The following is a 19486-nucleotide window of genomic DNA, read 5'->3' as shown; positions in this document are numbered from 1 at the left end:
TACACGCCGAAACAGCGCTTGGCACAGGCCGCATGACCTCTACTTTTGAGTGCTCCAAAAAATGGGGGGATTACCGTGAGTCATCAATTGACCTTCGCTGATTACGAGTTCAACAGCAAACGCCGCCAGACCCGTAAAGAAGTTTTCCTCTCTTGAATAGAGTAACTGCTTCCCTGGCCCTGGATGCTGGTCATCATTACGCCCATCTATCCCAAGGTCGGCAATGGCCGTCACCCCTAACCACTGATGCAAATCCAGCCATAAGAACCTTCTCTAAAAAGGCTGGGTGCAAAGTAAGTGGTCAAGTCAGTGTAATTACCCACGAAAGGCCTCTCGCAATTATGATAGGCATGGCCCCGTGGGCGCGGGCATCGGACAGACTCAGGAGCAGTAACATGAAGCATCAAACCCTCACCGTGGAAAATAGCCGCATTCGCGTCACCGTCAGCCGCGAGATAGCCGATAAATTCCTGCCAACCGGAGTTATCGGTCGCGATGAGTCCCCCGGTCAGGCGCAACGTGGTCGTCTGCTTTCTGCCGCGATGGGCAAATTAGCCAGCGCAACCGAATTACGCCTTCGGCTCACTAACGATATCGAGCGGGCTGATGTCATCGCGCTGGCCCATAAGCTCCTTGTCCGTGACTATCTGGAGGAACACAGTCACTACAACGTCAACGAGGTGATCATGCGCCTCGAAGAGGGTCACCTCATGCACAAATACATGGCCCAGGAGGTCACTCTCGCCAATGAGTACGCTCGCGGTGTCTTGAAGACTATTTCGCAAGACGACGCCCGCCTTTACGTAGCGCCAAAGGTAATGGCCGGGGTACTCTCCCCCCATGAACGCAGGCAACTGGAGACCCGCGTTGAACTCCTGCTAAACCGCATTGGCATCAATGCAACTGAGGCACTAGATAAAGCCCGTCACGCCTTGCAAGCGCAGGCCAACATCGCGCACCATTATCACATGTGTCGGGCCAATATGACGGGTTGGAAGATTGAGGTCATCGGGGAACTACCGGCTCAAGTGGGCCTATCTCGGTTGCTGCCAAAGGATGATTAATGGATCGCAATCCCAGACCCACCTACCAGCTCACCTCTATCCACCGAGTAGGGCGCCAGAATTTACGGTGCTGTACAGCATTGTTGCTCAAATTCTCTGCTGTACATCGCTCTTATTTATCGGGTGGATTACCCTACCTGGATGGAAAAACCTCAGTATAATCAATGCAACTACATATAATCCGCAGCCAATTATCCATACCCATCCATTCCACGTTTCGCGGGTTGCACTATACAAAAATGCAAAAACAAGTGGACCGATTACACCTGTCAGGTGGGTCAAACTGGTCAGCACCCCTTGTAATTGTCCCTGTGCTACCTGACCGACACGAACAGATATAATTCCCTGCAAGGCGGGAAGTGTGATGCCACCACAAGCTAGTAACAGCAAAACCGGCCAAACCATCCAGCTTTGTGTAATGACCGCCAATAAAAATAGGCCACAACCGTCAGCCAAAATGCCAACCGCTATAGCTTTCCGTTCTCCCAAATGTTTAGCGATAAAACCAGCAGCAAGTCCTTGAAACAGTGCGTGTGTCAGCCCGAACACAGCCAATGAAACACCGACCATTACGCCATCCCATGCGAAGCGCTCTTCTCCGAATAAAACCCATAATGTTGCGGGGATTTGGCCAATCAATTGAATGATGAAAAAGACAACTAACAATCCCGATAATGGGGAGATCATCTCGCGTATGGAGGATGTGGTTTCATTGATTGTTTCATTCTTTAACTCGTCACTAACCTGATTAGCATTATGGGTCTCATGTAAAATGAATAGGGAGACCAGAAATGCCAGCCCGTTAATAGCAGCAGCGAACATAAACGGTGCCTGTACCGAAAGTTGACCGGCAAAACCACCAATGACTGGTCCAGCAATCATACCGCCACCAAAACAGGCACCCATCATACCAAACCAATGTGTCCTGGATTCCTCAGGTGTGACATCGGCAATTGTTGAGGCTGCAACAGCTCCAGTCGCACCGGTAATACCAGCAATTAAGCGTCCCAAATACAACACCCACACTACGCTGGCTGTTGCCATTAATGCGTAGTCCAGTGTTGCACCTAAAAGTGAAAGTAACAATACAGGGCGACGACCTATGCGATCTGACCAGCGGCCGAGAAGAGGGGCAAAAATCACTTGCATCATTGCATACAGCGCCAATAAAACACCGTAGTTCTCTGCAACATTAGCCTTTCCAACAAACTCCCGTAATAACGCCGGCAAGACAGGCATAATTATGCCAATCCCCATAGCATCTAAAAAAATGATGACCAGTGCCATCATCACAGTGCGGTTCATAGTTAACGTTCTCTATCGATGATAGGGTTTGAAAAATAACTCTATCAGTGATAGATTGTCAACAGCAAAAGGAGATAGTGATGGCACGACTAAGCTTGGACGACGTAATTTCAATGGCGCTCACCCTGCTGGACAGCGAAGGGCTAGAGGGCTTGACTACGCGTAAGCTGGCGCAGTCCCTAAAAATTGAGCAACCGACTCTGTATTGGCACGTGCGCAACAAGCAGACTCTTATGAACATGCTTTCAGAGGCAATACTGGCGAAGCATCACACCCGTTCAGCACCGTTACCGACTGAGAGTTGGCAGCAGTTTCTCCAGGAAAATGCTCTGAGTTTCCGTAAAGCATTACTGGTCCATCGTGATGGAGCCCGATTGCATATAGGGACCTCTCCTACGCCCCCCCAGTTTGAACAAGCAGAGGCGCAACTACGCTGTCTATGCGATGCAGGGTTTTCGGTCGAGGAGGCTCTTTTCATTCTGCAATCTATCAGCCATTTTACGTTGGGTGCAGTATTAGAGGAGCAAGCAACAAACCAGATAGAAAATAATCATGTGATAGACGCTGCACCACCATTATTACAAGAGGCATTTAATATTCAGGCGAGAACCTCTGCTGAAATGGCCTTCCATTTCGGGCTGAAATCATTAATATTTGGATTTTCTGCACAGTTAGATGAAAAAAAGCATACACCCATTGAGGATGGTAATAAATGATGCTATCTATGTGTCAACTCTAATTTATAGTTATGGATAGTGTTTTCAAATATATACATGTATCGTCAGTATTTTATCTATTAAATATTAAACCACTTCTGGTTAATATCATGGGTGTCACCGTCCCTCGATAAAATGGCATTGAGTCTCCCACAACTAAGCCACCCATTCGGTTTAAGGTCTTAACGATGATATCTCTTGCATCCATATGGATTTCATCTACAGATTGTGCGAAAAGTTCGTGCAGTGAAAACCGAGCCAAGCTAGAACCTATTTGATACCCTCTGAAATTTTGCATTGTTGCAAATCGCCCCCAATGAGTTTCATCGCATTATTTCCAGGCTGCAACGGCACCAACAATTGTGGAGTTCATAATTGCACACCACCATTGTGGCGATTTTTCAGCTGGAATAGGGATCAATTCGTCAGGGATCCCCTGCTCTCCCTTGAACACGGGAATTTGCAAACGCAGTATGTCGTCCATATCTTCATGCGTTGCTTTCCTCAATACAAGATTCTGCATCGGGTCATCCTTATCGTTGAGCCGTAACAGCAGGTATTTTCATTAGTAGCTCAGCACAAAATGCACATAATTTGTTCAAATCAATAAGCCGCCTAGGAACACAGTATCTATTGGCCACCGCCTTCCGTTGGCGGCATCGCTTCTTGCGCTATGGCCGACTCAGGTATGCTTCTTTTCGATAAAACGCCTCTTTCATTTATACCTTTTAATTACATCATCACCAATTGACTTACCGCTCTAATTTTCCCATTCAACCGGTAGATTTTTTCTGATGCATTTTTATGCAAACAAGTAATTTTTTGCTTCTCTTGAGGTAGTTTTTCAAGTATCTCGCGGTAGGCTTGTAACTCATAACGAGTCAACAGAAGCTCTTCTTCCAGAGACCTCAACTCACTTGCTAGATCATAATTATCGCCTTTGATTGATGCTTGTAAACTGCCCAGAAGATCATCTGAAAAAATATAATGCCGATTATTTTTTGGCCCATTAGCTTTCACTGCATCCTGTTTTTTCAAGCTATATACATGGCGGTCAACCAAGCCTGATGCCTGATACACAGCCAAGTCATTGACCTCCATAGCCAATCGTATCAGCTCTTTCCTGCTTATTTTTAGACCAGTCATTTTGAGTAAAACTTGATAAAACTTGTTACTGATTTTGTAAACATTTTTATTCTGCATAAAATTTCCACAACCACAACACTTAGGATTGCTAAGTATACAGAGACAGGTGAAACTTAGACAATCTATACATATGAGAACTTTGTGATGAACAAACATTGTACAAAAACCCATTCCCAGAGAGACTCAAGCAGGCGCGTAAAAAAGCAGGTATATCCCAAAAGGAGCTTGGGGTAAGGGCCGGTATGGATGATAGTTCTGCTAGTGGTCGCATGAATCACTATGAGAGAGGTCGCCACGTTCCAGACATTGATACAATGCGAAAACTTGCCAATGTACTGGGAAAGCCGCTGAGTTATTTTTTTTGCGAAGATGATCTTAGTGCGGAATTGGTTTGTCTATTTGAGCAACTTGATGAGGATGAAAAGTTAGATCTTCTCTTTAAGCTACGTGAAAATAAACGGTGATACCGCTAAGTAAGATACCTGCTCATGTTGCGGATTGACCACCAGAAGTTTGCAACGCATTGATAGTGGTTTGTAGCTAGGAGAGGAGGTTAACTTTCATGGTTGTGCTCATGCCTTCACCACCGGGATCCCTTTGATACTGGTGGTATAGCGGGGGCTGAGTTGTTCGCGTTTCATCATCCATTCGCTGGTATCTCGGCCTCGGGATGCAAAGTAGACCTTTCCCAACCGCCCCTGGTTAATCCTATCGATCACCTGCATGAGTGCATCGCTACGGGGATCCTGCTGTTCGCTGCCGAATAGACCCCCTTGCTGCATGCCTTTCGGGGAGAAGTCCGCCAGCATGACGCCGCCCTTCATATAGCGAACATCATCCAACCAGATCCTGCTCAGCAGCGGCTCGATCTGGGCTAGCAACTCACGGGTGTCGGCTGTGGGTATCGGCAACAGCATGGAGATCTGGTTGGCATAATGTGTTTCCCGCTCCGCAAACGGGCTCGAACGAATGAATACTGTGACATGGCGGCAGCACATGCCCTCTGTCCTGAGTTTCTCAGCTGCCCGCTCCATGTAGCCAGCGAGAGCCTCCCGCATGGGGCCGAAGGCGGTGATGCGCTCCCCAAAGGATCGGCTGCAAATTATCTGTTGCTTGGCCTGTGCCAGTTGCTCCAGCTCGGCGCAGGGGATCCCGCACAGCTCCTGCACCGTGCGCTCGACAACGACCCCGTAACGGTGCCGAAGACTCTTAGCATCAGCCGCTACCAGATCAGCCACGGTGTTGATGCCCTGAGCTGACAGCTTGGTGGTGAGTTTGCGACCAATTCCCCAGACCTCGTCTACCGGGGTGATCGCCATCAGTTTGGCGCGGCGTGTTTCATCGCGCAGATCGACCACCCCTCCGGTGGCGGGCCATTTTTTTGCGGCATAGTTGGCGAGTTTGGCTAGGGTTTTAGTGGGGCCGATACCAACACCGACCGTCAGCCCTGTCCACTGCTGTACCCGCTCCCGGATCTGGCGTCCATATGCCACTAGGTCACCCGCCCAACTCTCACTCAGCTCAGCAAAAGCTTCGTCTGTTTACCGGGACGGGTGCGAACAGCTTTGCGAGAAGGTCACTCAGCAACTCGGTGCGTGGTTCTCTCTTTTGAGCTGGTAAGGCTCATGTGGTGAGGGTTCTGGTGAGGACAACCAAAAAGTGTAAGAATAAACAGGTATGAACACGCATTTTCATACCTTTTCTTACATATCTTTAAAAAGTGTCATTTTAAGGTGAGCAACCAGAAGTGTAAGAAAAGGTGTTATGCATTGAAATATATAGTAAAAAATTCATTGCCACTCACTCAGTCACTCACTCAGCAGCGATTTTTTACATGTATTACCATCCTAAGAACAGAATATTGAAAAGGCCCTGATAACTCAGGGTCTTTTTTTATGCACTCAGGCTGAACCTCTCAGCCCGAAAGGGATATAACGCTTTTTGGTTGCCTCTCTTACAGTGATGGATATTCTCCACAGGAACGCTTTGTGAAAAGTGCAATGAAACTGCTCACCCCTTTATTGCTAATGCTGACCAGCTTGCTCTCCGGCCAGTTGCTGGCAACGCCACTCAAGGTCGGGGTCAGCTTTGCCATCCCCCCTTATGTCATCGAAAGTAATCAGCGTGGCATCGAGCTGGATCTGCTGAAAGAGGCGTTCGCTGGCAGCGGCTATGAGCCCAGCTTTGAATTTCTGCCACTGGAGCGTACCTTCCGCCTGTTCGAGTCAGGAAAGCTGGATGCCATCATCAACGTCAGACCCGGTATGGTTGATCCTCACGTTCTGACCCAACCCGTTATCACCTTCCATAACCGGATCTTCACCCTGCGCAGCACCCACATCAGCACTCTGGACGATCTGCAATCAAAACGGGTCACCGCCTTTCAACGGGCAAGGATCATTCTGGGGGGCGCATTCGCCACCATGGCCAACCAGAATCCCCACTATGAGGAGGTAGCCAAGCAGCAGGTGCAGGTACATCAGCTGATGCGCGGCAGGGTCGATGCAGTCGTACTGGAGGAGCGGGTGTTCTACTACTACCTCGACCAGCTGATTGCCACCGCCCAGGCAGGCGAGCACTACGAGCGCAATCAGGTCAGACAAGCAGACCTCTTCCCGCCCACCGTCTATCACTTTGCCTTCCGCACGGCCGATGCCCGCAATCTGTTTGATAAGCGCCTTGAGGCGATGCGTCAGGATGGTCGTTATCACCAGATTTTCGCGGCTTACGGCGCCACACCGTGAGCCACAAACATAAAAGCCAGCCGGTAAGGGCTGGCTTTGTACTGGCTCCGAAGGAACAGCAGTAGGGGAGCGTTACTTCATTGCGCTGCCGTTTTTCAGTTCTGCTTTCTGACGTTTGGCTTCGCGTTTCTCTTTCAGTGACATCTGCGGTTTTTTCTTGGCATCTTTGCCGTTGTGATGTTCTTTGTTACTCATCATCAAACTCCAAAAATGTTACCCAGACAGTTGGTTCCTCATGGGAGCCAGCATGCCATCCGAATCATCAACTTCAGTACGCTTGGTGGGATGGTGCAAGACCATCACCAGACCCAGCATACCCTCCAGCGGCATCCGGATCCAGCCTCATTCTCGTCCAAAAGATGTCGCGTGCAGCCCCTTGAGCGGGGAAGCCAAACGACCTCGACAGGAAAGACCAAAAAAGAGTAATTCGCATTATTAAATGTTGTCACGCTTATATTAAGCCATCGTTACCTGGATATTTTCACGGATAAATATAAATCCCTCTCATTATTTATTGCCGCGCAAGAGGTCACCATTTTAATAAGCATTCGCAATATCATCGGAAGCATCAGGTTACAACACCGAATAGGTTATTTCCGGTCAGCCGGATATAATGCGCGCCGCACCGAAATATCCTTTTTTATTCAGGAAGCTGTGACATGAACAGAAAAACCAGAGCCGCCATGGTGTCGGTCTGCTCCAATATCAGTCTGATCATCATGAAAATGGTGGCCGGCTTCGCCAGCGGCTCGGTCAGTATCATCTCGGAGGCGATCCACTCCGCCATGGATCTGGTGGCGGCCCTGATCGCCCTGTTCGCGGTGAAAAAGTCCGATCTCCCGCCGGATGAACGCCACCCCTATGGTCACGACAAGATTGAAAATGTCTCCGGCGTCATCGAAGCACTGCTTATCTTGCTGGCCGCGGGCTGGATCATCTTCGAAGCCGTCGACAAGCTGATCACCCCTAGCCCGATTGAAAGCATTGGCTGGGGCGTGCTGGTGATGGTGATCTCGGCGCTGGTCAACAGCGGCGTCTCTGCCTACCTCTACAAGGTGGCCCGAGAGGAGGAGTCGGTCGCGCTGGCTGCCGATGCGCTTCATCTCAAGGCGGACGTGCTCACCTCCGCCGGGGTCGCCGTCGGCCTTGGCGGGATCTGGCTGGCCGGTCTGTTCGGCCATTCACTCGCCATCCTAGACCCGCTAGTCGCCATTGCTGTCGCCATCTTTATTGTCAGAGAGGCCATCAGCATGCTCAACGAGGCCTTCCAGCCGCTGATCGACCAGAGCATGAGCCCGGAAGAGCTGGCGATGACCAGCCGCATCATCACCGAATGCTGCCCTGCCGCCAGCGGTTTTCACGATCTGCGCAGCCGTCGTGCCGGACGCCGCCGCCATATCGACTTCCACCTCACCCTGCCCCCGGAGATGAGCATCGGCGAAGCCCACGATATCTGTGATCGCATCGAACACGCCATCATGGAACAACTGCCCCACGCCATCGTGCTTATCCACGTCGAGCCGGAGGAACAAGAGCTGCCCTCGCCGCTCGCCATAAACTGAAATGTGGCAAACAGGCGGGAAAGTGGCCGCGAAATAACGGAAAGTTGGCACAAACCCGCATTTTTACTGCCGGAAAGCCGATTGCATAAGAAGTGATCGGCACAACTGTGTTAGGGTGTCTAACCACCCTGCCGCAGGAGCGCGCCGTGAAAAAGCTGGAAATGAAAGATCTGACCGAGGCCGAAAAAGCCGAGATAGCCTTGTTATTGCAAAAGGCACAAGCCAATGCAGACCACCAGCTGACCAACGGAGAGCGGAACAAGATCCGCGAAGAGGGTCGCCTGAAAATTGTGGCGGACCGCGCCGAAGCGGCCAAGGCAGCCTCCAAGCTGGCTCGCGAGAAAGCCAAAGAGCGTGCCAAGAACCAGGTACTGCCGGAAACCTTCAGCTGGATTGATTCGGTCAGCAACAAGTTTCGCAGCAAGCGCTGATCCCTTCTTGCAAAACGCCCGCTGGCACTTGGTGCCAGCGGGCGTTTGCATGTCTGGGCGATGCTCGATGAGCCAGATTTGGCGCCACCATTGATTTGCAGCCCAGAAGCGAATCGCAGCAGCAAAGAAGTGATTTACATTGTGAGTTAGAGAGAACGCCAACTGACAATCCCCATCTATCGCCACCTTTTCATTTTTTCTCATATTTTTTGCCAGAACTGGCTACATAGTCAGGACAAAAAAGCCGAATCTGGTTTGCTACAGGGTGATATGAGTCCTCGTTGATTTTTCTATGCCGTTGAAATGCATCATATTTACTATAAAAAATGATATTTTTGGCTGTTACAAAACATTAATATTGAGATAAAGTTTGCTTTAAAAATGAGAGCGTGTTTTAATCTTTCTCGATGGTTCGGCAGTTCAGACCTGATTATGTTAGGCAGTCATTTTAGTAAAGCAGTGATTAGCATAAGCGTTATCCTCGGATAATTCTTATCAAATAATTCTCCTTCTTTAGTGCTCCCCATACGTATTGCTGACGAAAAATCAAAAATTGCCATTTAGGTGGCATTCAACACTATTTAAGGAAATTATTATGTCTAACAAAATGACTGGTACCGTTAAGTTCTTCAACGCTGAGAAAGGTTTTGGTTTCATCTCCCCGGCTGACGGCAGCAAAGACGTGTTCGTACACTTCTCCGCTATCCAGTCCACCAGCTTCAAAACCCTGGACGAAGGTCAGCGCGTTGAGTTCACCATCGAGCAAGGCCAGAAAGGCCCGGCTGCTGCCAACGTAGTTGGTCTGTAATTCAAGCCGGAGCATGCTGCTGATGGCTCATGCCAACTGCTGACAGCTCTGCAAGAATTTTAAAAAAACCCGCTTAGGCGGGTTTTTTGTTTTTCCCCGCTTTTTCCTCACAGATCTCCCCTCCCCCGACCGCTTGATCCCTCCCTTACACGCTCTCACCGCTTGAGTCTTAGAATGAGCTCCGAATGGACTCAAAATGTAAAATAGTGACGAAAAAGTCAGGTTATCCGCTGTATTTGCCGCGAATTCTTGCTATTTTGCGCGCCACCAACGCAAACGATTTCCTTCACACTTTCAGGATTAGTTATGGCAAAGCAAGATATGGCCGCCCAAACAGGGACAGGCGGCTTTCTGGACTCTTATTTTTCCATTTCTGCGCGCGGCAGCAGCGTGCGTCAGGAGCTGGTCGCGGGGCTGACCACCTTCCTGGCGATGGTCTACAGCATCATAGTGGTGCCAAACATGCTGGGTGCTGCCGGCTTTGAGCAGGGCCCGGTGTTTGTGGCCACCTGTTTGATCGCCGCCTTCGGCTCCCTGCTGATGGGCCTGTGGGCCAAGCTGCCGATGGCTATCGGTTGCGCCATCTCCCTCACCGCCTTTACCGCCTTCAGTCTGGTGCTGGGTCAGGGACTGAGCATTCCGGTCGCCCTCGGCGCCATCTTCCTGATGGGTGTGCTGTTTACCCTGATCAGTGTCACCGGCGTACGCCAGTGGATCCTGGATAACCTCCCCTCCGGCATCGCTCACGGCACCGGCATCGGTATCGGTCTGTTCCTGCTGCTGATTGCCACCAACGGTGTTGGCATGGTGATCAAGAACGAAGGGGCCGGTCTGCCGGTACAGCTCGGTGAAGTGACCGCCTTCCCGGTCATCATGACGGTGCTGGGTCTGGCCGCCATCTTCGGTCTGGAGCGTCGCAAGGTGCCGGGCGGCATCCTGATGGTGATTATCGCCATCTCCATCCTCGGCCTTATCTTCGACCCGAAAGTGACCTGGCAGGGCTTCTTCGCCATGCCGAGCCTGACCGGTGAGAAAGGCTCACTGGTGGGCAGCATGGATCTGCTGGGCGCCCTCAACCCAGTGGTGATTCCGACCGTACTGGCACTGGTGATGACCGCTGTGTTTGACGCCACCGGCACCATCCGTGCCGTGGCCGGACAGGCGGGTCTCATCAACGAGCGTGGCCACATCATCAGCGGCGGCAAGGCCCTGACTGCCGACTCCGTCAGCAGCATGGTGGCCGGTGCCGTTGGTGGCGCTCCGGCTGCCGTCTACATCGAATCTGCCGCAGGCACCGCGGCCGGTGGCAAGACCGGTCTGACCGCCGCGCTGGTCGGCGTGCTGTTCCTGCTGATGATCTTCCTCTCCCCGCTGAGCTATCTGGTACCGGCTTACGCCACCGCACCAGCCCTGATGTACGTCGGTCTGCTGATGCTGGGCAACGTCACCAAGCTGGACTTCAGCGACTCGGTCGATGCCCTCTCCGGCATGCTGTGCGCCGTCTTTATCGTGCTCACCTGCAACATCGTGACCGGCATCATGCTGGGCTTCGTGGCGCTGGTCGTTGGCCGCATCTTCGCTGCAGAGTGGAAGAAGCTGAACGTCGGCACCGTCATCATCGCCCTGGCGCTGGTGATCTTCTATGCCGGTGGCTGGGCCATCTAACCCGTCCGCATATTCCGGTTATAGCGAAGGGCCCTGCGGGGCCCTTTTTCATGGCTGTGAGTCAGCTAACAGTTTCCCGCCCGTTTGCCCCGCACCGTTTCAGATTGAAACACCCATCCCCATTCTGCTGTTTCAAATCCGAACCAAATCGCCCGTCATTTTTATCCCTTTTTCTGTCGTTAGACTGGCTCCATCAACCATTTGCCCACCCGAGCGGTGGCAAGCCAAGGAGTGAGCCATGAAGAAACTGATCAATGCCGTCGATGCCGTGGTCCGTGAACAACTGATGGGGATGGCAGCCGCCCACCCGGAGCTCAAGGTACGTATCGAACCCCACTACATCACCCGCGCCGACTCCCCCGTGATGGGCAAGGTGGCGCTGGTCTCCGGCGGTGGCAGTGGCCACGAGCCGATGCACGGCGGTCTGGTGGGCAAAGGGATGCTGGATGGCGCCTGCCCCGGCGAGATTTTTACCTCCCCGACCCCGGATCAGATGTATGAGTGCGGACAAGCCGTTGATGGCGGCGCGGGCGTGCTGTTTCTGGTGAAGAACTACACCGGCGACGTGCTCAACTTCGAGACCGCGGTCGAGCTGCTGCACGGCGATGGGGTCAAGGTGGGCTTCGCCCTGATCGATGACGACGTGGCGGTCAAAGACAGCCTCTACACCGCCGGTCGCCGTGGGGTTGCCACGACAGTGCTGTGCGAGAAGCTGGTCGGTGCCGCCGCCGAGGCGGGCTACGATCTGGCGCGCTGCGAGGCGCTGGCCCGTCGCATCAACAACCAGAGCCGCACCATAGGCGTGGCAATGCATGCCTGCACCGTGCCTGCCGCTGGCAAGCCCTCCTTCACTCTGGCGGACAACGAGATGGAGTTCGGCGTCGGTATCCACGGCGAGCCGGGCATCGAGCGCCGCCCCTTCACCGACCTCAATACCCTGGTGGACGACATGTTCAGCGAGCTGGCTGACAACACCCCCTATGGCCGCACCCTGCGCCACTGGGATCGCACCAGCGGCAGCTGGCAGGAAGAGCACACCTTTATCGAACCGCTCAACAAAGGCGATCGGGTCATCGCACTGGTCAACAGCCTGGGTGGCCCCCCCATCTCCGAGCTCTATGGCGTCTATGGTCGCCTTGCCACCCTGTGCGAAGAGGCGGGCATCCATCTGGTGCGCAACCTGATCGGCCCCTACTGCACCTCCCTCGACATGACCGGCATCTCCATCACCCTGCTCAAGGTGGATGACGAGCTGATGACCCTGTGGGATGCCCCCGTTCACACCCCCGCCCTGCGTCGTGGCTGCTAAGGAGAACCCATGTTAAGCAAGCATCACATCGTCAACTGGCTGCTCGACTGCGAACACATTTTTACCGAGCAGCGTGACTACCTCACAGCGCTGGATACCGATATCGGCGACGGTGACCACGGCCTCAATATGCAGCGCGGCTTCGCCAAAGTGGCCGAGAAACTGCCCGCAGTGGCGGACAAGGATATCGGTCAGGTACTGAAAACCACCGGCATGACATTGCTCTCCTCGGTCGGCGGCGCCAGCGGCCCGCTCTACGGCACCTTCTTTATCCGGGCTGCGGCCAGCAGCGATGCCTGCCAGAGCCTCAGTCTCAGCCAGCTGTGCAAAATGCTGAGTGACGGGGTCGAGGGCATTGTTTCTCGCGGCCGTGCCGAGCCGGGCGACAAGACCATGTGTGACGCCTGGTGGCCGGCACTGGCCGCCCTGCAACAGGCGCAGCAGCAAGAGTTGCCGCTCAATGAAGCGCTGGACAAGGCGGTGGCAGCCGCCGCAGCCGGTACCGAGGCCACCATCCAGATGCAGGCCCGCAAGGGGCGCGCCAGCTATCTTGGTGAGCGCAGCATCGGCCATCAGGATGCCGGGGCCACCTCGACCCTGCTGCTGCTGACCGCCCTGCGTGACAGAGCGAGGTTGTGACATGATCGGAATCGTAGTTGTCTCTCACAGCGCCATGCTGGCCGCCGGCTTGAAAGCGCTGGCAGATCAGCTGGGCAGCCCGGCCAGATTGCTGCTGGCGGCCGGGGTCGATGACCCCGACCACCCCATCGGCACCGATGCCATCGCGGTGATGAGTGCGATTGAAGAAGCGGATGACGGCAGCGGCGTGCTGGTGCTGATGGATTTGGGCAGCGCCCTCTTGAGCGCCGAGACCGCCCTAGAACTGCTGCCACCCGAGTTAAGCGCGAGGGTGCGGCTCTGCCCCGCCCCGCTGGTGGAGGGCACTCTGGCCGCCGTGGTGGCGGCCGGTTCCGGCCTGACGCTGGACGAGGTGGCCGCCGAGGCGCTCGGCGCGCTGGGCCCGAAACAGGCGATGCTGCCTGCCAGCCCAGCGCTGGCCGCCACCGAGACGGCCCCCGCTGCCGACGACGGCTGGCTGCGCTGCGAGGTGGTGGTGGATAACCCCCACGGCCTGCATGTACGCCCCGCCGCTCGGCTGGTGGCCGCCCTCAAGCCATTTGCCGCTGAACTCAAGTTGCAAAAGGGGGACAAAGAGGCCAATCCCCGTAGCCTGACCCGGCTCGCCATGCTCAACGTGCGTCAGGGCGACCAGCTCACCCTGCTGGCGCGCGGCGAGGATGCCACCGCCGCCCTGACCTGCTTCCAGCAGCTGGCCGACGAGCGTTTCGGCGACTGACGCCGCACGCCACTGTTTCAAGGGGCTGCACTCGCTCGCTGAGCCTGTGCAGCACCATTCAAGACGAAGGAGTCCCCGGCACTGCCGCCCTTCGCCCCGATTCTTAATTCATAAAGAGAGAGGGATAAAATATGGACCGCATCATCATCAGCCCCAGCAAATACGTGCAAGGCAACGGGGCCCTCGCCAATATCGGCAACTACGTCAAGGCGCTCGGCAGCAAGCCGCTTATTCTGGCCGACGCCTTCGTCACCAAGCTGGTAGGCGATACCGTAGCCACCAGCTTCCACGGCGCGGGGATCAAGCCGGAGTTCGACTGCTTCAACGGCGAGTGCTCCCGCCCCGAGATCGACCGCCTGCTGGCACGCTGCCAGCAGACTCCGTTTGACGTCATCATCGGCATCGGCGGCGGCAAAACGCTGGATACCGCCAAGTCGGTCGCCTTCTACCAGAAGGTGCCGGTGGTCATAGTGCCCACCATCGCCTCCACCGATGCCCCCACCAGCGCGCTGGCGGTCATCTACACCCCGGAGGGGCAGTTCAGCGAATACCTGATGATCCCGACCAACCCCAACATGGTCATCATGGATACCGGCGTGGTCTCCCGCGCCCCGGTGCGGCTGCTGGTCTCCGGCATGGGGGATGCGCTCTCCACCTATTTCGAGGCGCGCGCCAACAAGGTTTCCGGTTGCCAGACCATGGCCGGTGGTGCTTCTACGCTGGCGGCGCAGGCCATCGCCGAGCTCTGCTACAAGACTCTGCTGGCCGATGGCTACAAGGCCAAACTGGCAGTGGAACAGGGGCTCTGCACCAAAGCAGTGGAGAACATCATCGAGGCCAACACCTACCTGAGCGGAATCGGCTTCGAGAGCAGCGGACTGGCCGCCGCTCACGCCATCCACAACGGTCTGACCCAGCTCGCCGAGTGTCACCACCTCTACCACGGTGAAAAAGTGGCGTTCGGTACCCTGGTGCAACTGGTGCTGGAGAATGCACCGATGGCGGAGATCGAAACCGTGTTGGCCTTCTGCCGCTCGGTTGGCCTGCCGACCAACCTGCATATGATGGGGGTCAAGGAGCTGGATATGGCGCGCCTGATGGCGGTGGCCAAAGCCTCCACCGCCGAGGGCGAGACCATCCACAACATGCCGTTCAAGGTCACCGCCGAGGATGTGCTGGCGGCCATCGTCACCGCCCACCAACTGGGGCTGTAGCAGCGCCACCACTGACCTTGCCATATAAAAACGGCCCCGCAACTGCGGGGCCTTTTCGTTTTCTACGGGCCGGTTTGCAACGGCCTCAATAGCCATCAGCCGTGATAGTCGGCGGGATCGATCTCGAGCAGTTTGAGCCGCCGCCAGAGGGTGGTGCGACTGATGCCAAGATGCTGGGCCATCTGGCTCACCTGCCCCTTGCAGGCGTGAGCGCAGCGCAAGATGGCTTGCCGTTCCAGCTCCGCCAGCGTGAGCAGCGGTTGCCCCACCACCTCGTCGGCCACCCGCTGATAGCCGTGGCGAATGGCAGCGGGCAGCGCTTCGGGCGGGATCGGCCCCTGACCGGCATGAAGCAGCGCATGCTCGACGGCGCTGCGCAGCTCCCCCAGATTGCCGGGCCAGGGATAGGCCAGCAAACAGTCGAGGGCCGCCGGACTGAACTGGCGCACCGGCTCGCGCCCCTGCGCCCCTAGCTGCTGGCTAATCAGGCCCGGCAGATCGGCCGCGCGCTCCCGCAGCCCCGGCAGCCACAGCTCGCACGCCTGCAAGGCATAGAGCAGCTGGCGGCCAAACAACCCCTCCTGCACCAGTTGTTCCAGCGGGGCGCTGCTGGTGGCGATAATCCGCACCTTGAGCGGCAGGATACGGGCCGAATCGAAGCGCTGAATGCGGCCGGTCTTGAGCAGTTGCAGCAGCGCCGCCTGCATGGGGGCAGAGAGACACTCCACCTGCTCCAGCACTAACGTGCCGCCGTGGGCCAGCTCGAACTTGCCCGCCCGCTCCTGCCCCGCTTCGTCGGAACCCATCAGCTCCAGCGCCATCCGCTCGCTCGGCAGCGCCTTGCAGTTGAGGGTAATGAGCGGCCCGGCGGCCCGCTCGCTGCCAAAGTGGATCGCCTCCGCCAGCTGGGCCTTGCCCACCTCCTCCTCGCCGCGCAGCAGGATCGGCCCCTGACTTTGGGCCGCCTGCCGGGCGTAGCGCAGCAGCTTGCGCATGGCGCTCGATTCGCCCACCAGCGCCGACAGCTCGGGCACCGTCTGGCGCAGCTGATGAATGGCCCGCAGCCGGTCAACCGGGTGCAGCAGGGCGATAAAGCTGACCCCCTCCGGCCCCGGCAGCGGCTTGAGGCTCACCAGCGCATTGATGAACTCCCCCTCCGGCCCGCCAAGCCGCTCCAACGTCACCTCCACATGGCTGAGTGGCGTCTGCCCCCTGATGGCCAACTGCAACCGCTGCGGCAACAGCAGGTGCTGCTCCAGCGGCTGGCCGAGACAGAGCGCCGGATCGAGTCGCAACCGATTGGCCGCCAGCGCGTTGAGGTAGCGCAGCCGACCCTGCGGATCCCAGGCCAGCACGCCGTCATCCATGCCATCGAGCAGGGCGTAAAGCTCGCTCAGATGGTGCTGGGACTCCTGCATCAGGGTCTCCATCTGCAGCAGGTGGGCCAATTCGCGCCCGGCGCTGACGGTGAGCGCCAGATCGCCAGCGCTCGCCTCCTCCACCTTGCAAATCAAGGCAATGATGGCGACCTGACGGCCATTGCTGTTGTAGACCGGACTGGCGCAGCTGTGCCAGGGGTGGAGGGTCTGGTTGAAGTGCTGGGGGCCGCTGACGCAGAGCGGCACGCCCTCCAGCGCCGCCAGATTGATGGCATTGGTGCCGATACGCCCCTCGCTGAAAAAGGCACCGGGGCCAAACCCCAGCGCCGCCAGCTCACACAGGGTGTCGGAGTGGCCGGTCTGGGCCAGCAGGCAGCCGCTCTCGTCGGTGAGCAGCAGGGCGCAGGGGCGCCCCTCCATAAATTCGTAGAGATCTTCGAGGGCCATCTCGCCGGTGGTGAGCAGGTCACGCTTGCGCTGGCGCAGGCTCTGCAAGGTCTGCCCCTTGGCGCTGTGGGGCGGGTGCCAGAGGGTGGCACTGGTCTGGTGGGCGCAGCGCAGCCAGGATGCCTGCAGATAGTCAGGCCAAGCGAGCAGCGGCTGAAGGTCAGATGGCATGGTCACAGCAATATCCGGCAAGATGTGAGCCGACCATTTAACCATGCCAGCGCCCCCGATTCAGTGACCTGCCTCAGAGGGTGGCAAGCCCGCCCTCCTCCCGGTCGGGTTCGCCGTCAGCAAATTGCTGGCCGAGGCAGTGACAGAAGGCGCGACACTCCTTCGCTCTTTTGATATATCGCCCCGCTCACACTACTGGCTTGTTCACGAGAGTAGGCCTAGTAGTGCTCTCCATGGCTGACTTCTTACCTGTATTTTTATACAGCCGCGATGATGAAATAAAAAGAAGAACTCAAGAGAATACATTCAGATGCCATAAAGGTTGATAATGTTATTATTTGAAATTAATTTTTCCACGGTGATCAGGGCGAACCGGATTTATATGGAAGGATCTATTAACAGATTAGTACCGCCTTCCATTTAATCACTGTTAACTCTATGGAGAGAAATAATACTTATGACAAAAGAAAACGAGTATACAAGACCAACATATTTGGAAGTTTCCAACCACTTCTTACATGATGCGATAGATTTCAAAATTAGATATCGACACTGCATTGATAGTGACGGCCCGTTATTTTACGAGCCTAAATCAAGAAGAACCAAGTGTTTTGTAGACCTACGTATGGGTATCGAGTCAGCACTAAAAGCTAACGTGTGCTATTATACGCATAATGAACGTAAAGGAAAAACGTTAGTGAACTGGATTGAAAAATTTGGTCACAACATTGGAAAAATGGTTCGTAAACTAGATGGAGAAATTCCACCTGAAGTTCTTGAGCCAGTTAAAGATGATTTATTGAAACTTGACCAACTTCCAGTAGGCCTAAGATATCGTTTCGACACTTGGGATTTTAAATATAACAAAGAAGAATTGTATTCTGACACGATTGGTTGCAATCGTTGGCTTGAAAGCTTGTATAAAACATTGGACGAACTAATTGAACATATAAACTCGAAATTAACACCTCATAGCCGTATTGTTTTTATGGAGGAAGTGTTAAACATAATGCAAGAGCCTCGCTTCGAAAAATACACTTAACAAACTGTTCAAGAGGGATTCGCTACGCGTGGCGTTTTTACTATGCGTAGCGTGTAGTGATCAAAGCAGTTTGCAGTGGCATCAGCATTACGGTGTTCACACCTTAACAGGGCGTTAGTGTCCATCTGGAGTTTTGAGTGTTCCGAAATATTCTATTTCCCATTGTTTTCTTTATAATTATTGCTCCAGTAGCTGCTTATTTATTTCAATTTGGTATCGGTTTTTGGGAAAAGCCGGAAGAGTGGTCTGATTTGGGAGGGTATATTGGTGGAGTTTATACACCGATTTTAACTCTACTAACGTTGTCTGTATTCTGCGTGCAAATATACTTGCAAATGGTTCAACATCGGCAGCACTTAGTGAGCCTTCAAGAAATCCAGCTAACTGAGTATTTGGGTGAATTAAACAATGAATTGGATAAAGAGGTGAGTGAAGGTCTTACACTTCGTAGCTACTTGATTGGTACATACAACACTTTAAATAGCCGTGAGTTAAATGATATTGACCTAACTATTGTCTATCAACTAAACCAAACTCATCACAAACTCTATTCAATGTGGTCAGGAGCAATGGCGTGCTTATTATATATAAAATCATGCTCAAACATTAAAAGTCTTGAATCTACTCACTATCCAATCCAGAAAAACAAGATCATTGCTTACATGGGGCCACAAGTGTGTAGCTCATTGGATAAGCATAATTATGCTATGCAACTATTACTTAATTCATTAACCAAAGCCGATAGAATACACAATATAGAATATGAGTTTTGGATAGATAAATCGCAGCCATGAACATGGGTAGAGTAGAGCCCCTAGGTTCAATTAGCCATAAGTCGTAATCGGACGTTCGCGTAAATCCATTCCCCCGCTATAACAACCACTCGTATTCCCCCCCCTGCCAGATGCCGCTGATTCACGGAAATACCGGAACAGCGGCATCTCGATCCTCCAATCAAGCTTCGCTCATCGAACCTACGTGGGACGGTAACATAGGGTGCATAACGGTTAGCGCAGATCGGCCATTGCCTGTGGCTGGCCTGTAACGGGCGGTAATCCCCCCATTTTTTGGAGCACTCAAAAGTAGAGGTCATGCGGCCTGTGCCAAGCGCTGTTTCGGCGTGTAG

At 54.3% G+C, this 19486-nt stretch carries 20 protein-coding genes and 2 pseudogenes; 15 read left to right on the top strand and 7 right to left on the bottom strand.

Annotated elements, in window-relative coordinates; all coding sequences use genetic code 11:
• Positions 1–75: 75 nt before the first annotated feature.
• Positions 76–237, top strand: a pseudogene (locus tag OKC43_RS20945) (IS5/IS1182 family transposase); the annotation flags it as partial.
• 158 nt (positions 238–395) lie between these two features.
• Complete coding sequence (locus tag OKC43_RS20940) at positions 396–1064, top strand: hypothetical protein (RefSeq protein ID WP_017780890.1); 669 nt, start codon at positions 396–398, stop codon at positions 1062–1064.
• Between the two features lie 87 nt (positions 1065–1151).
• Here the strand turns inward: OKC43_RS20940 and tet(E) are convergent, their stop codons facing one another.
• Positions 1152–2369 (bottom strand): tetracycline efflux MFS transporter Tet(E), encoded by a 1218-nt coding sequence (tet(E), locus tag OKC43_RS20935; protein WP_017780889.1) that lies wholly within the window; start codon positions 2367–2369, stop codon positions 1152–1154.
• A gap of 80 nt (positions 2370–2449) precedes the next feature.
• On the opposite strand from tet(E), the gene tetR reads away from it, so the two are divergent.
• Positions 2450–3085 (top strand): tetracycline resistance transcriptional repressor TetR, encoded by a 636-nt coding sequence (tetR, locus tag OKC43_RS20930; protein ID WP_017780888.1) that lies wholly within the window; start codon positions 2450–2452, stop codon positions 3083–3085.
• A gap of 331 nt (positions 3086–3416) precedes the next feature.
• On the opposite strand, the gene OKC43_RS20925 is transcribed toward tetR, so the two are convergent.
• Positions 3417–3608: a hypothetical protein gene (locus tag OKC43_RS20925; RefSeq protein ID WP_017780887.1), complete on the bottom strand. Its 192-nt coding sequence runs from the start codon at positions 3606–3608 to the stop codon at positions 3417–3419.
• A 209-nt stretch (positions 3609–3817) separates the two neighbouring features.
• Complete coding sequence (locus OKC43_RS20920; protein WP_017780886.1) at positions 3818–4288, bottom strand: hypothetical protein; 471 nt, start codon at positions 4286–4288, stop codon at positions 3818–3820.
• 98 nt (positions 4289–4386) lie between these two features.
• Between OKC43_RS20920 and OKC43_RS20915 the strand changes: the two genes are divergently transcribed.
• Complete coding sequence (locus OKC43_RS20915; protein ID WP_047440196.1) at positions 4387–4695, top strand: helix-turn-helix domain-containing protein; 309 nt, start codon at positions 4387–4389, stop codon at positions 4693–4695.
• Between the two features lie 108 nt (positions 4696–4803).
• Here the strand turns inward: OKC43_RS20915 and OKC43_RS21755 are convergent, their stop codons facing one another.
• Together OKC43_RS21755 and OKC43_RS21750 are read right to left on the bottom strand one after the other, a co-directional pair.
• Positions 4804–5550, bottom strand: a complete 747-nt coding sequence (locus tag OKC43_RS21755; protein WP_113725460.1) for a DinB/UmuC family translesion DNA polymerase — start codon at positions 5548–5550, stop codon at positions 4804–4806.
• Between the two features lie 84 nt (positions 5551–5634).
• Positions 5635–5757: pseudogene (locus OKC43_RS21750) on the bottom strand (Y-family DNA polymerase); the annotation flags it as partial.
• A 474-nt stretch (positions 5758–6231) separates the two neighbouring features.
• Here OKC43_RS21750 and OKC43_RS20900 point away from each other — a divergent pair.
• Complete coding sequence (locus tag OKC43_RS20900; RefSeq protein ID WP_236272776.1) at positions 6232–6975, top strand: substrate-binding periplasmic protein; 744 nt, start codon at positions 6232–6234, stop codon at positions 6973–6975.
• Positions 6976–7047: 72 nt separating this feature from the next.
• Here OKC43_RS20900 and OKC43_RS20895 read toward each other — a convergent pair whose 3' ends face one another.
• Complete coding sequence (locus OKC43_RS20895) at positions 7048–7173, bottom strand: hypothetical protein (RefSeq protein ID WP_019445191.1); 126 nt, start codon at positions 7171–7173, stop codon at positions 7048–7050.
• A 461-nt stretch (positions 7174–7634) separates the two neighbouring features.
• Here OKC43_RS20895 and OKC43_RS20890 point away from each other — a divergent pair, with 461 nt between their 5' ends.
• The 8 genes from OKC43_RS20890 to OKC43_RS20855 all read left to right on the top strand — a co-directional run bounded on the left by OKC43_RS20890 (position 7635) and on the right by OKC43_RS20855 (position 15321).
• Positions 7635–8537 (top strand): cation diffusion facilitator family transporter, encoded by a 903-nt coding sequence (locus OKC43_RS20890; RefSeq protein WP_167573702.1) that lies wholly within the window; start codon positions 7635–7637, stop codon positions 8535–8537.
• A gap of 146 nt (positions 8538–8683) precedes the next feature.
• Positions 8684–8968 carry a DUF3811 domain-containing protein gene (yjbD, locus tag OKC43_RS20885; protein WP_005340165.1) on the top strand — a complete coding sequence of 95 codons (285 nt, stop codon included), beginning with the start codon at positions 8684–8686 and terminating at the stop codon, positions 8966–8968.
• A gap of 595 nt (positions 8969–9563) precedes the next feature.
• The gene (gene cspE, locus OKC43_RS20880) at positions 9564–9776 is read left to right on the top strand and encodes a transcription antiterminator/RNA stability regulator CspE (RefSeq protein WP_005316548.1); all 213 of its coding nucleotides are present in this window, start codon (positions 9564–9566) and stop codon (positions 9774–9776) included.
• Positions 9777–10082: 306 nt separating this feature from the next.
• The gene (locus OKC43_RS20875; RefSeq protein WP_005340164.1) at positions 10083–11441 is read left to right on the top strand and encodes an NCS2 family permease; all 1359 of its coding nucleotides are present in this window, start codon (positions 10083–10085) and stop codon (positions 11439–11441) included.
• A gap of 238 nt (positions 11442–11679) precedes the next feature.
• Positions 11680–12750 carry a dihydroxyacetone kinase subunit DhaK gene (gene dhaK / locus OKC43_RS20870; protein ID WP_270660648.1) on the top strand — a complete coding sequence of 357 codons (1071 nt, stop codon included), beginning with the start codon at positions 11680–11682 and terminating at the stop codon, positions 12748–12750.
• A gap of 9 nt (positions 12751–12759) precedes the next feature.
• The gene (gene dhaL, locus OKC43_RS20865; RefSeq protein WP_021231630.1) at positions 12760–13389 is read left to right on the top strand and encodes a dihydroxyacetone kinase subunit DhaL; all 630 of its coding nucleotides are present in this window, start codon (positions 12760–12762) and stop codon (positions 13387–13389) included.
• A 1-nt stretch (position 13390) separates the two neighbouring features.
• Positions 13391–14107, top strand: coding sequence for a dihydroxyacetone kinase phosphoryl donor subunit DhaM (gene dhaM / locus OKC43_RS20860; RefSeq protein WP_236271798.1), 717 nt, complete (start codon positions 13391–13393; stop codon positions 14105–14107).
• A 131-nt stretch (positions 14108–14238) separates the two neighbouring features.
• Positions 14239–15321 (top strand): glycerol dehydrogenase, encoded by a 1083-nt coding sequence (locus OKC43_RS20855; protein WP_236271797.1) that lies wholly within the window; start codon positions 14239–14241, stop codon positions 15319–15321.
• Positions 15322–15416: 95 nt separating this feature from the next.
• Here OKC43_RS20855 and dhaR read toward each other — a convergent pair whose 3' ends face one another.
• Positions 15417–17318, bottom strand: a complete 1902-nt coding sequence (gene dhaR, locus OKC43_RS20850; protein WP_236271796.1) for a dihydroxyacetone kinase operon transcriptional regulator DhaR — start codon at positions 17316–17318, stop codon at positions 15417–15419.
• A gap of 457 nt (positions 17319–17775) precedes the next feature.
• On the opposite strand from dhaR, the gene OKC43_RS20845 reads away from it, so the two are divergent.
• A complete protein-coding gene (locus OKC43_RS20845; RefSeq protein WP_236271795.1) occupies positions 17776–18360 on the top strand; it encodes a hypothetical protein in 585 nt (194 codons plus the stop codon).
• Positions 18361–18497: 137 nt separating this feature from the next.
• Positions 18498–19154 (top strand): hypothetical protein, encoded by a 657-nt coding sequence (locus tag OKC43_RS20840; RefSeq protein WP_236271794.1) that lies wholly within the window; start codon positions 18498–18500, stop codon positions 19152–19154.
• Positions 19155–19486: the final 332 nt, after the last annotated feature.

The organism is Aeromonas sp. Y289-2 (genome assembly GCF_027705925.1).
In the GTDB taxonomy this organism is placed as follows: Bacteria; Pseudomonadota; Gammaproteobacteria; order Enterobacterales; family Aeromonadaceae; genus Aeromonas; species Aeromonas veronii.
Note: the sequence above shows the minus strand (reverse complement) of the source record. Positions and strands in the feature narration are given on the sequence as shown.